The following is a 12,192-nucleotide window of genomic DNA, read 5'->3' on the forward strand; positions in this document are numbered from 1 at the left end:
GCCCAATCCGCCCGCCTTTTGCAGCACGCCATGCCGTGATCCGGCTCAACACGACAAAGGCTGGGCGATAAGGGAATATATAACTATGAAGGCACGCATCCTGGTAGTAGACGACGACGAAGCGCTGGCTGAAATGATCGGCATCGTGCTGCGGAACGACGGCTTCGACCCGGTGTTTTGCGCGGACGGAGGGCAAGCGCTCGAAGTTTTCCGTTCTTCAAAGCCGGACCTGGTGCTGCTTGACCTGATGCTGCCCGGTTCCGATGGCATCGAAGTGTGCCGGCAGATTCGTGGGGAGTCCGACGTTCCCATTGTCATGCTCACCGCCAAATCGGATACCTCCGATGTTGTCCGCGGCCTTGAATCGGGTGCCGACGACTACGTGCCAAAGCCCTTCAAACCGGCCGAACTCGTGGCACGGGTCCGCGCCCGACTGCGCCCGGGAGACCAGAAAGCACCGGAGACCCTGCGGATTGCAGATGTCACCATCGACGTCGCGGGCCACTTGGTGACGCGCGGCGGAGAGCGGATTTCGCTGACACCCTTGGAATTCGACCTGTTGGTTGCCCTGGCGCGCAAGCCTTGGCAGGTCTTCACCCGCGAACTGCTCCTTGAGCAGGTGTGGGGCTACCGCCACGCCGCCGACACCAGGCTGGTCAACGTCCATGTCCAGCGGCTGCGGTCCAAGATCGAACGTGATCCGGAAGCCCCCGAAGTTGTATTGACGGTTCGTGGTGTCGGATATAAAGCAGGCTCCTGAGTCTTCCTCCGGTGAGCCCGGCACTGACCAAGAAGCGGCATCGGCAGAGGTCAAACACCCCGTTGCAGGACATCCTGTCCCGGAACACACCGACGCCCGGGCACTAAACCTCCCTTGGATCCTGGATCGTACTCGCATCTGGACCCGCCGCGCCCTGATCCTGGCACTCCGCGTGTCTCGGCTTGTGGTGACCGGACTTCGCCACATTCGTCCGGGAATCCGGTATTTGTGGCGCGCCCTGCTGCGCCGTTGGCGCCGCTCGCTTGAATTCAGGACCGTTGCCGTGACGATCGTGCTGTCGGTCGTTTCGTTTGCGCTGGTCGGGGCGTACCTCTCAAACCAAATAGCGAACAACCTGTTCCAGGAGCGTCTGAAGCAAGCCGAATCTGAGAGCCGCTACTACGTCAAGCAGGTCCAGGACACCTTCGACGGTTCACAGGCCAACGATCAATCAAGCGTCATCACGCTCGTCTACGACACCCTCAAGGCAGTCGAGGGCAACGGTTCGGTCATCCAGCGGCGATACGTCTTCGAAGCAATGCCCGAACAAACCAAGCCGCGCAACCGCTGGGTGGAATCGCGGGCGTCGGATCAATTGACGGTGCGCGTCATCCCCCTGGCGCTCCGCAAATCGGTCCAGGAATCGGGCAAGGACCAGTACTGGGCTTCCACGGAGTTCCCGGTCGGCAACCAAGACCACCCTGGCATCGCCGTCGGAAACAAAGTCACCTTCAACGGCACCGTCTACGAGCTCTATCTCCTCTACGACTTGGATACCGCCCAACAAACGCTGGACGAAATCCAGAATGTCCTGTGGGCGGGTGGGGCTGCGCTCATCCTGATGATCGGCGGCATTGCCTGGTACGTGACCAGGAACGTGGTGAGCCCGGTGAGCCACGCCGCCGTCGTCTCCGAAAAGCTGGCCGCCGGCCAGTTGCAGGAGCGCATGGTGGTCAAGGGCGAAGATGAGGTGGCGAGGCTGGGTGCCTCCTTCAACCACATGGCCGCGAGCCTGCAGGAACAAATTACGCAGTTGGCCACCCTGTCCCAGATGCAGCAGCGATTCGTTTCCGATGTGTCGCATGAATTGCGGACCCCTCTCACGACCGTCCGGATGGCAGCAGAGGTGCTGTTCGACGCGCGGGATGACTTCGACCCCATCAACAAGCGCTCAGCCGAACTCCTCTACTACCAAGTGGAACGCTTCCAATCCTTGCTCTCTGACCTGCTGGAGATTTCGCGCTTCGACGCCGGTGCTGCTGTCCTGGACTCCGAGCCCACGGACATACTCCAGGTGGTATCCCATGTCATCGACAGTGCCTCACCGGTCGCCGCGGAGTACGGCTCGGAGGTGCGTCTCAACTCCCGCCACAAACGCATCATCGTCGACATGGATTCCCGCCGGATCGATCGCATCCTTCGGAACTTGCTCCTCAACGCCGTTGAACATGGCGAGGGGAAACCCGTCAATATCTCTGTCGCAGCCAACCATGATGCGGTCGCTGTCTCAGTGCGTGACTTCGGCATAGGGATGAGTCCGGCCGAGGCCGCACGGGTGTTCGATCGCTTCTGGCGTGCCGATCCCGCGCGTGCCCGGACAACCGGCGGCAGCGGCCTTGGACTTTCCATCGCAGCGGAGGACACCAAGCTCCACAACGGTTGGCTTCAGGCTTGGGGCCGCAAAGGATCCGGGTCCAACTTCCGCTTGACCTTGCCCCTCAAAAAGGGAGGCGCCATTGTGAAATCCCCGCTGCAGCTTGAACCGGCGGATATCCATTTGCCCGGCGCCGCCCCCGAGCGCCAAATGCTCGTCTTGGATGCGGGCGAGGCGTCGCCGGAGCAGGGTTCCACAAGATCGACGCCGAATGGTCCTTCGGCGGTGCCCGTGGCGCTTCCTCCGGCCTTGCCTCCGGCCGGCAAGGCCGGTACCGACAAAACGGGGGGAACCGCACCATGAGTTTCCGACGCTCACACTTGCCCCGACGCCGGTATCTGTTGAGGGCCACAACCGCCATTCTTGCGATCCTCGTGGTAGTCCTCAGTTCCTGCGCGCAAATCCCACGGTCCGGGCCCGTGGGAAAGAGCAAGGACGAAAGCGCGGGCAACCCGAACGCTCCCGTCTTCTTCCCTCCGCCGCCACACACCGGAGCCAGCCCGGTGTCAATCATTGAAGACTTCTACGGCGCCGGCAGCGGGTACGAAGGCGACTACGCGGTGGCCCGCCAATACCTTACTCAGTCGCTGTCCGTCAGCTGGAAGTCCGACAAACGCACGCTCGTCTTCCGCAAGGCGACAGTCGTCAAAACCGGCGTGGAAAATGAGTTCAAGTACCAGCTCGACCTCGCTTACGCGGTCGACGCCGACGGCGTTGCCACGCAGTTTCCAGAAGGAACCATCGAGACAATTCCGGTGACTTTGGAACAGGTCGACGGCGAGTGGCGGATCTCGGCCGTTCCTGATGGTACTGCGATCCCCGAAGAGACCTTCAAAGTCATCTATGCGGCCCAACCCATCTATTTCTACGACCCTACGTTTACGTATGCGGTTCCGGATATCCGCTGGTTCATCAAGAAGAACACCGTCAAGGCGATGACCAGCGCCTTGCTTGCCGGCCCGGCGCCATACCTGCGGGGCGCCGTCGTCAGCGCTTTCCCATCGGGCATGAAGCTGGCTAGGGAATCGGTGCCCGTCGTTTCGGGAGCAGCCCAAGTTGACCTGTCAGCGAAGGAACTCGTCGACGCCTCTGCCGAAGACAGGCAGCGCATGCAGAATCAGCTGGCGCTGACGTTCCGCAGCCAGTCAGATGTGGTAAACGTGCAGCTCCGGGCTGACCAGGATCTCGTCCGGGTGGAAGACAATGGCTCGGTCCTGCCGCCGGTGCTGGAGAAGAATGCACCTGCCCGTCAGATCGCAGTCAGCAACAATGAACTGGTGCGCTACGAGAACAACAGAATCTCGACCCTCCCGGACATGCAGCCGGTGGCCGGACTGGACCCGAGGGCTCCCGCCGAGTCCCCGACATCCCAGGCGGTGGCCTTCCTCAACGACGCTGGAACCGTCCTTTATTCGATCATTCCTGGCCAGCCCGCCCGTCAGTTGACAACCAGGACCACCTTGAGCCACCCCTCCTTCAGTCCGCAGGATTGGGTCTGGACGGCAGGGCCGGGAGCCAGCGGCGCCACCGAGGTCGTGGCATTCAAACCATCCAACGTTGCGCAAGGCCAGCCTGTCCCCACCGTGACCATGGCGCCCGGATGGCTGGCCGGACGCGTGGTGAGGGATTTCCGTATATCCCGCGAAGGGACGCGCGCACTGGTCATCTCCGAAATGAATGCCAAGTTATCCGTGCAAGTGACCGGCATTGTCCGCAATCCCGACGGCACCCCCAAGGATCTGACCGCCCCGATTACCTTGATTTCTTCAGCCCCCGCCGATCAAGGGGTTTGGGTCAATTCCACGACGGTTGCCGTGATGAAGGCCTCATCCAGTCAAAACGTCGTTCCCGAGCTGCTGTCCCTGACATCCAGCCAGCCGCAGCTGTTGCCGGCGTGGCCGAGCCTGACCACCATCAGTGCCGGCAACGGCCCCGACCAGATATTTGGACAGTCGGCCGCCGGAGTGTTCCAGCGGGTGGGCAATGGCTGGGAGCTGCAACTCAAGGGTCCGGTGGACCCGGCTTTCCCGGGCTAGTCGTCACTGTCGTCAACTTCTCCACGTAGTCTGTGTCCACAAAGCCTGGTTCTCCACATAAGCGCCTTCGCTGCTGTTGGCGGTGGGCGGGAAGCCGGATGCTTGGGGAATGGGGAATGACAACAGGCCCTGCCGCGTGCGTGACCCCGATCTTGTTTTCCGGGGCCACGCCGCGCGTCATCGGGGATTTCATCCTGCCCGTTTGATGCGGTTCGCACAGGCCCTGGACGACGCCGTCACCGAGTTGCTGGCCATTCTGGCTCCCGTGGAGTGTGTGTGCTGTGGTGCCGAGGACTCGGCTCTTTGCGGTGCTTGTGCGAGGCAGCTGCGTCTTTTGTGCAAGCGGCCTTTCCGCGCTGAAGGGCAAGCGCCGGCCTTGCTTACCGTGGATGGCGCCGTGCTCCTGCCTGTTGTCGCGGCGGGCCACTATCGGGACGAACTTGCACAGGTCCTGTTGTCTTTCAAGCATCTGGGCCAGGGACAGCTGGCTTCAACACTCGCCCCTGCTTTGGGGAAGGCCATTCGGGCAGCCGTCGGATACCGGGTGGATATCTGTGTGGTGCCTGTTCCCAGCAGCAACGCGGCCTTCCGGCGCCGCGGATTCAGCCCGGTCCATCTCCTACTCGGTCATTTGCTGCGCCGGGGTGCCCTGCCAGGCCTGGAAGTGGAGGATGCCTTGAAGAAGGTGAGACCCGGGATAGCATTGCAGGCCCTCGTCCCTGCAATGCTGGCCCGGTTCCTGGGTGTTGCGGACAGCATTGCGGGAAATGCCTCGCGCTGAGTCGACGCCTTCCATCGGGCAGATCCCGCCCAACCGGCCGGCGTTGGCGTGCGCGGGCCAGGAAGCGGACAAAAGGGCCTGGGCCGTGGAGACCGCGCACGTCGAGTCCGCGGCTCCATGACTGTCCGGCTGTTCCGGGAACGGGCGTTGGAGGGCAGGGCATGCATCATCGTCGACGACGTCCTCACCACCGGTGCCACCCTGGCTGAAGCGGCCCGGGCAGTGACGGCCGCGGGCGGGACGGTGTGTGGCGCGGTTGTCCTTGCGGCTACTAGACCACCGGCCGGCAACGAGCTCGCCTAGATGCGCCCGAGCGGTGGTGCACATCGACTCAAACAAAAAATAAGTGACGAAAGGGTGAATTACCCGTGGCGATGAACTAACGTCGGTTATGGGTACCAAGAACAGATGTACCTGTCGATAGCGGCTCGGAAAGGGGCTCGACTGTCCGTCAGATCAGCCCCGAGAAGCGCCCTTATCGTGTCACCGAGTTGTTTGGAGGGCACCATGGAGTTCATGATCAGCGGCCGTAATCTGACCGTTTCGGATCGCTTCCGCGAGTATGCAGGCGAGAAGATTTCAAAGATTGAATCGCTTGGGGACAAGGTCCAGAGGGTTGACGCGAAGGTTTCAAAGGAAACCAACCCGCGCCAGACACCGGGCCAGCTCACGGTGGAAGTAACAGTTCTGGGCCGGGGCCCTGTGATCCGGGCCGAAGCGAGCGCCGCTGACAAGTTTGCCGCCTTTGATCTCGCCTATAGCAAGCTTCTGGAAAGACTCCGCCGGGCCAAGGACCGCAAGAAAGTCCACCATGGCCGCCACACGCCCAAAGCCGTCCGTGAGGCCACCGCGGCGCTCGAGCCCGCCAGCGCGAGCGAACCCATCTACATAGAGGCCAGCAATAACCAGACGCCAACGACGCCACCGGTGGAGACCTCGCCCTACGACGTCGACAACGACATCCCAGCGGGCGATTCCCCGGTCCTGATTCGTCGCAAGGTCTTCCCCGCCGCTTCGCTCACCCTTGATGACGCGGTGGACAACATGGAATTGGTGGGCCACAATTTCTACCTGTTCGTGGACAAGGAAACCAACACCCCGTCGGTTGTCTATCGTCGCCGTGGCTGGACATATGGGGTAATCACCCTCGACTCCACGTGCGAACCAGGAGACGAAGCCGTGGAGGAAAAGATCCACGCTTACCGCTCGAATGACCAAGCTGCCACAGCCTAGGCAACATTCGCATCTCCCATGAAAGGACTGGCATGGCCGCTTCGCTGAGCCTGTTGCAGGCACGGCGGATTGCATTGGCAGCCCAAGGACTGGACAAGGAACGGCCCACCGGCCCCGTGACTTCACGGACGGTGGGCCGCGCCTTTGCCCGGCTCCAGGTGGTGCAGATCGACTCGGTCAATGTCCTGTCACGCAGCCATTACCTCCCTTTTTTCTCCAGACTCGGCAACTATGACCGAAGCATCCTTCATGTGATGTCCGGGCGAAGTCCGCGGCGCATGATGGAGTATTGGGCGCACGAGGCCAGCTTCATCCGCCCGGAACACTTTCAGGACCTGCTGCTCTGGCAAAACCGTTCCTGGGTCGGCGCGGCCCATCTGGAGAGCGGAATCCGCGAGGAAATGGCTGGCCGTATCCTCGATGCGCTCGCAAGCGGGCGCCCCATGACGGCGGCCCAATTGACCGCGCACGTGGGGCACGAGGAAGAACGGCAGCACGACAACTGGGGTTGGAATTGGAACCTGGTCAAACGGGTCTTGGAGCACTTGTTTGAAGAGGGACTCGTCACGGCTGCGTCGCGGACGGAGCAGTTCGAGCGGCGGTACACCCTGACGTCGACGGTTCTGCCTCCGGGATTGCCTGCGGTCAAAGGCCGCATGGGGGGTTTCCAAGACGGTGGTGCCGATCTGTCGGCGGCGGCCATGGACCGGCTGATCGACGCAGCAGCCCGGGCTCATGGGATCGGAACAATACGTTGCTTCGCCGATTACTTCAGGACGCCGGTGAAGGCTGCTGCAGCGTCGCTCAGCAGGCTCGTTTCGGCCGGGCGCCTGGAGCCGGTCACGGTGCATGGCTGGGACCGGACGGTGTATCGGCACGTGGACGCCCGGCTTCCGCGCACTGCTACCGGCCGGGCCCTGCTCAGCCCGTTTGACTCCCTGGTTTTTGAGCGCAGAAGGCTGGAGGAACTGTTCGGCTTCCATTATCGGATCGAAATCTACACACCGGCGGAGAGGCGCAAGTTCGGCTACTACGTCCTGCCGTTCCTGCTCCGCGATGCCCTGGTCGCCCGTGTAGACCTCAAAGCCGACCGCTCAGCCAAGCAGCTTCTGGTGCGTGCCGCACACGGTGAACCGGACGCCCCGGCGGACACCGCCGTCGAGCTCTTTGCGGAGCTGCGGCTCATGGCCGATTGGCTCGGGCTCGACGACGTCGTCGTTTCACCGAGCGGCGATCTCTCCTCAGCGCTGGCCTCGGTAGCGGCCCGAAACTGAATTCTGCTGGCGTCCCCAACCGCGGACGACGCCCGGCTCTCCGCTCTCAGGGAAACGAGGCCGCGAGGTCATGGTCTCTCCCGTAGACTGAAACCGCCAGAATTCGGCAGCTTGAGACTGGGAGCAACTTTACGTGGCATCACTTATCGAAAAACTTCTCCGCACGGGTGACAAAAAAACCCTGAGGCAACTGCGGACCTATGCCGATTCCATCAATGCCCTCGAAGACTCTTTCAAGACCTTCTCCGACGCCGAATTGCGCGAGGAGACCGATAGGCTCCGTGCCCGTCACGCGGACGGTGAGCAGCTGGACGAGCTCTTGCCGGAGGCGTTCGCGGCTGTGCGTGAAGCCTCTTCCCGCACGCTTGGCATGCGCCACTTCGATGTCCAGCTCATGGGTGGGGCCGCTCTTCACCTCGGCAATATCGCCGAGATGAAGACCGGTGAAGGCAAGACCCTCGTGGCCACTGCTCCCGCCTACCTCAATGCCCTCACAGGCAACGGTGTGCACGTCGTCACAGTCAACGACTACCTCGCCGAATACCAGTCCGAACTCATGGGCAGGGTCTACCGTTTCCTGGGTCTCAGCAGCGGGTGCATCCTGTCCAACCAGGATCCATCAGTGCGCCGGCAGATGTACGCGGCGGACATCACCTATGGCACCAACAACGAATTCGGTTTCGACTACCTGCGCGACAACATGGCGTGGGACGAGTCCGAGCTCGTACAGCGCGGCCACAACTTCGCGATTGTCGACGAAGTGGACTCCATCCTCATCGACGAGGCCCGTACACCGCTCATCATTTCCGGACCTGCCCAAGGCGACACGAACCGCTGGTACAGCGAATTCGCCAAGGTCGTGATGCGCCTACAGCCCGAAACCGACTACGAAGTCGACGAAAAGAAGCGCACCGTCGGCGTCCTCGAAGCCGGCATCGAGAAGGTCGAGGACTACCTCGGCATCCAGAACCTCTACGAATCCGCCAACACTCCGCTCATTGGCTTCCTGAACAACGCCATCAAGGCCAAAGAGCTCTTCAAGCGGGACAAGGACTACGTCATCCTGGACGGCGAAGTCCTCATCGTCGATGAGCACACCGGCCGCATCCTTGCCGGACGGCGTTACAACGAAGGCATGCACCAGGCCATCGAGGCCAAGGAAAACGTCGAGATCAAGGCTGAGAACCAGACCCTCGCCACGGTGACGCTGCAGAACTACTTCCGCATGTACTCCAAGCTCTCGGGCATGACCGGTACCGCTGAGACTGAAGCCGCCGAGTTCATGAGCACGTACAAGCTTGGAGTGGTGCCCATTCCCACTAACCGGGATATGCAGCGCATCGACCAGTCGGACCTCGTGTACAAGAACGAAATCGTGAAGTTCGAAGCCGTCGTCAAGGACATCGCGGAGCGCCACGAAAAGGGCCAGCCCGTCCTCGTTGGTACCACCAGCGTGGAGAAGAGCGAATACCTTGCCAAGCTGTTGGCCAAGGAAGGCATCCGCCACGAAGTCCTGAACGCGAAGAACCACGCGCGCGAAGCCGCCATCGTCGCTCAGGCGGGACGCAAGGGAGCAGTCACAGTCGCTACCAACATGGCTGGCCGCGGCACTGACATCATGTTGGGCGGCAACGCCGAGTTCACGGCCATCGCCGATCTGGCAAAGCGCGGCCTGGACCCCGAGGAGAACTCCGAGGAATACGAGGCCGCGTGGCCTGAGGCGTTTGAAGCCGCAAAGCAGGCAGTCAAGGACGAGCATGAGGAAGTGCTTGAACTTGGGGGGCTCTATGTATTGGGAACGGAACGCCACGAATCCCGTCGAATCGACAACCAGCTCCGCGGACGCTCGGGCCGCCAAGGTGACCCGGGGGAGTCCCGTTTCTACCTCTCGCTGACCGATGACCTCATGAGGCTCTTCAACTCCGGTGCCGCCGAGCGCCTCATGAACAGCTCTGTGCCGGACGACGTCGCCCTGGAATCCAAGCTCGTGTCCCGTGCAATCGCTTCGGCCCAGGGGCAGGTTGAAGGGCGAAACGCCGAGCAGCGCAAGAACGTCCTCAAGTACGACGACGTCCTGAACCGCCAGCGTGAAGCCATTTATGGCGACCGACGGAGGATCCTCGAGGGAGACGACCTGCACGAAAAGGTCCAGTTCTTCCTGGAAGACACCATCAATGCCCTCATCGATGCCGCAACTGCGGAGGGAACCGGCGATGATTGGGACTTCCACCAGCTATGGACCAACCTCAAGACGCTGTACCCGGTGACGGTCACGTCCCAGGAGATCATTGACGAAGCCGGTGGAAAGTCCCGTGTTTCCGTGGAGTTCCTCAAGAACGAGATCCTTTCGGACGCCCAGCTCGTCTACAAGGAGCGGGAGGAAGCCATCGGCTCGGAGAACATGCGCGAGCTGGAACGCAGGGTTGTCCTTTCGGTCCTCGGACGCAAGTGGCAGGAGCATCTCTACGAGATGGACTACCTCAAGGAGGGCATTGGCCTCCGTGCAATGGCCCAAAGGGACCCCCTGGTCGAGTACCAGCGCGAAGGGTTCATGATGTTCCAGAGCATGATGGAGGCCATACGCGAGGAGAGCGTCGGCTTCCTGTACAACCTGGAGGTCGAAGTCACGCCCGCCGAGGACGTCGTGGTCGTGGATGGCAGCCCCGAAGGCGTTCACGTGGAACATCACGATCCGCAAATCCACGCGGCTGGCCTCGAAGCTCCGGAGAAGCCTGTTCAACTGCAGTACACGGCGCCCGGTGAAGACGGCGCTAGCCAGACCCGGGTAGAAGGTCGGTCCTCGGGACGCTCAGGCAACCCCGCCAAGGCCGCCGCCGAAGACAAGCAGCGCGGGACCAGCAAGAAGAAGCGTCGCTAACCAGATCGCTGCAAGACACGCGGAGCTGACAGGCACGTGTGGCTCCCAGGCACACACTGCGAAACGGAGAAGGACCGGAACAGCGGTTCCGGTTCTTCTCCGTTTCCATTGCCGATCTTGGCGGACTCCGCCTCAGCCGATTTCGAGGGCAGTGACCTTCCACACCCCATTGTTTCCTTCAAGCCTCATGGCTACGGCGCGGGAGCGTAGTTCTTCAGAGACGACCAAGCTGGCCTCGTAGACGCCTTCCTTCACGGCGCAGACACGAACCGAACGGACCACCGGATTGCGGTGAAGCCGTGACCGCCCAGCCTGGGCACGGGCTGCATGGGCACGCGTCAGCGCGGCCCGGTGCTGGAGCGCGGTGAGGCATCTGGGGTCAAGGGACCGTGAGAGCTGTTGGGCAGGACGCGTGCCGGCAAGGACTTCGACCGCGGCTTGGGCGATGCTGCGGGCCAGCGTGCGCATTTCCCCATCAAGGCTGACCACGTCGGCCACTTTGCGGGCAGAAGACAGCCCCTTGCCGGACGAACGGCGTACCCGGCCCATGGCGCTCGATGAGACCGCGGACGAGGGAGGAACGATTCGTGGCGAAGTCACCTTCCGGGTCGCATCGGGCAGGGCATGGATAGCTGATGTTGCGCTCATGAAATTCCTCGGTTGAATCGGTCGGTTGCTAATGGATGGCGGGTTGGCTGCGGAAGGCGTGGTCAGGGCCGTTCAGCCACGGGGTGGTGGTTGGAGAATCTGACCCGGGACTAGGAGCCCGGGGTCGTCTCCGATGACATGTCGGTTCGCGGCGTACCACTTTGGCCAGTGGAGGGCAATGTCGACGTCGCTGGCCATCGGTCCAAGCTGCCGCGCGGCAATTGACCACAGTGAATCTCCCTGGTTCACCACAACCGGGTGCTGACCTGGCGAGGCTTGCTTTTCCGCCGTTCTCTGCGGCAAGGACCCCAGGAGGCCGGGTTCAGTAGCAGGCGCTCGGGGTTGCCAGCGCGGTTCGATCTTCGAAGGATCGGACTCAATCGATGGCAGGGTGGAATCGTACGTAGACGGGACTGGGGCCGGTGCCCACTGGGCGGTAATGCCGCTGGATGGTGTTGTCCCGTCATCCGGGCTCCACGCAGGTTCAACCGGTGCCGGGGCCGCATTCGCCAGCGGAATTCCCACGAGGTTTAGGCCGAGAATTGCCACAGCCAGCCTGCGCATGAAGGCGGGGCTGAGCTTTGCGGTGGTGCTGACGCTGCGGCCCTTGCCCGATTGCTGGAGGACTGCGGCGGCAACGGCCAGGAGAAATGCAGCAATCCACCAAGCGACGATCGCCAGACCGACGCCCGTTGCCGCAAGTCCCAGGAGATCTTCAAACATCGGTGTCTGGTGACGCCCTGCTGCAGTGTGCCATCGGTCGGTCAAGTTCAGTCCGGTGGCAGCGAGCGAAAGTCCGAGAATCAGAATGGCTACTGCCATTGCAGCGTCGTTCCGGATGGTTGTCATGGTCTGTTCCATGGGTTCCCCTTACCCAATTGGTGTCATTTGATGAAGTTTAATAAATCTTGAACCATTTTGATCACAT

The 12,192-nt window shown here is 62.0% G+C and carries 10 protein-coding genes; 8 read left to right on the plus strand and 2 right to left on the minus strand.

Annotated elements, in window-relative coordinates:
• The first annotated feature begins 85 nt into the window (after window positions 1-85).
• The 8 genes from mtrA (at window position 86) to secA (ending at window position 10,616) form a co-directional block, all read left to right on the plus strand.
• Window positions 86-760 carry an MtrAB system response regulator MtrA gene (mtrA, locus tag OW521_RS19145; protein WP_184736948.1) on the plus strand — a complete coding sequence of 225 codons (675 nt, stop codon included), beginning with the start codon at window positions 86-88 and terminating at the stop codon, window positions 758-760.
• On the plus strand, window positions 732-2,717 hold the full coding sequence (gene mtrB / locus OW521_RS19150) for an MtrAB system histidine kinase MtrB (protein WP_442781179.1): 1,986 nt from the start codon (window positions 732-734) through the stop codon (window positions 2,715-2,717). Before mtrA ends, mtrB begins: the two co-directional genes overlap by 29 nt.
• Window positions 2,714-4,450 (plus strand): LpqB family beta-propeller domain-containing protein, encoded by a 1,737-nt coding sequence (locus OW521_RS19155; RefSeq protein WP_268021142.1) that lies wholly within the window; start codon window positions 2,714-2,716, stop codon window positions 4,448-4,450. The genes mtrB and OW521_RS19155 overlap by 4 nt, the downstream gene beginning before the upstream one ends.
• Before the next feature lie 205 nt (window positions 4,451-4,655).
• Window positions 4,656-5,231 (plus strand): ComF family protein, encoded by a 576-nt coding sequence (locus tag OW521_RS19160; RefSeq protein ID WP_326493977.1) that lies wholly within the window; start codon window positions 4,656-4,658, stop codon window positions 5,229-5,231.
• A 117-nt stretch (window positions 5,232-5,348) separates the two neighbouring features.
• On the plus strand, window positions 5,349-5,534 hold the full coding sequence (locus OW521_RS24230) for a phosphoribosyltransferase family protein (protein ID WP_326493978.1): 186 nt from the start codon (window positions 5,349-5,351) through the stop codon (window positions 5,532-5,534).
• 204 nt (window positions 5,535-5,738) lie between these two features.
• Entirely contained in the window at window positions 5,739-6,464 is a 726-nt protein-coding gene (hpf, locus tag OW521_RS19165; RefSeq protein WP_268021143.1) for a ribosome hibernation-promoting factor, HPF/YfiA family, read from the plus strand.
• 32 nt (window positions 6,465-6,496) lie between these two features.
• Window positions 6,497-7,738, plus strand: a complete 1,242-nt coding sequence (locus OW521_RS19170) for a winged helix-turn-helix domain-containing protein (protein ID WP_268021144.1) — start codon at window positions 6,497-6,499, stop codon at window positions 7,736-7,738.
• 133 nt (window positions 7,739-7,871) lie between these two features.
• Complete coding sequence (gene secA, locus OW521_RS19175; RefSeq protein WP_268021145.1) at window positions 7,872-10,616, plus strand: preprotein translocase subunit SecA; 2,745 nt, start codon at window positions 7,872-7,874, stop codon at window positions 10,614-10,616.
• A gap of 132 nt (window positions 10,617-10,748) precedes the next feature.
• Here the strand turns inward: secA and OW521_RS19180 are convergent, their stop codons facing one another.
• Both OW521_RS19180 and OW521_RS19185 read right to left on the minus strand, forming a co-directional pair.
• Window positions 10,749-11,264 carry an Rv3235 family protein gene (locus OW521_RS19180; protein WP_268021146.1) on the minus strand — a complete coding sequence of 172 codons (516 nt, stop codon included), beginning with the start codon at window positions 11,262-11,264 and terminating at the stop codon, window positions 10,749-10,751.
• Window positions 11,265-11,336: 72 nt separating this feature from the next.
• Entirely contained in the window at window positions 11,337-12,113 is a 777-nt protein-coding gene (locus OW521_RS19185; protein ID WP_268021147.1) for a LysM peptidoglycan-binding domain-containing protein, read from the minus strand.
• Between the last annotated feature and the right edge of the window lie 79 nt (window positions 12,114-12,192).

Source organism: Arthrobacter sp. MMS18-M83 (genome assembly GCF_026683955.1).
Lineage (GTDB): Bacteria > Actinomycetota > Actinomycetes > Actinomycetales > Micrococcaceae > Arthrobacter.

Coding starts and splice junctions, on each gene's coding strand:
- mtrA (WP_184736948.1), top strand. CDS start 86: ATGAAGGCACGCATCCTGGTAGTAGACGACGACGAAGCGCTGGCTGAA.
- OW521_RS19185 (WP_268021147.1), bottom strand. CDS start 12,113: ATGACAACCATCCGGAACGACGCTGCAATGGCAGTAGCCATTCTGATT.
- OW521_RS19170 (WP_268021144.1), top strand. CDS start 6,497: ATGGCCGCTTCGCTGAGCCTGTTGCAGGCACGGCGGATTGCATTGGCA.
- hpf (WP_268021143.1), top strand. CDS start 5,739: ATGGAGTTCATGATCAGCGGCCGTAATCTGACCGTTTCGGATCGCTTC.
- OW521_RS24230 (WP_326493978.1), top strand. CDS start 5,349: ATGACTGTCCGGCTGTTCCGGGAACGGGCGTTGGAGGGCAGGGCATGC.
- OW521_RS19160 (WP_326493977.1), top strand. CDS start 4,656: ATGCGGTTCGCACAGGCCCTGGACGACGCCGTCACCGAGTTGCTGGCC.
- OW521_RS19180 (WP_268021146.1), bottom strand. CDS start 11,264: ATGAGCGCAACATCAGCTATCCATGCCCTGCCCGATGCGACCCGGAAG.
- OW521_RS19155 (WP_268021142.1), top strand. CDS start 2,714: ATGAGTTTCCGACGCTCACACTTGCCCCGACGCCGGTATCTGTTGAGG.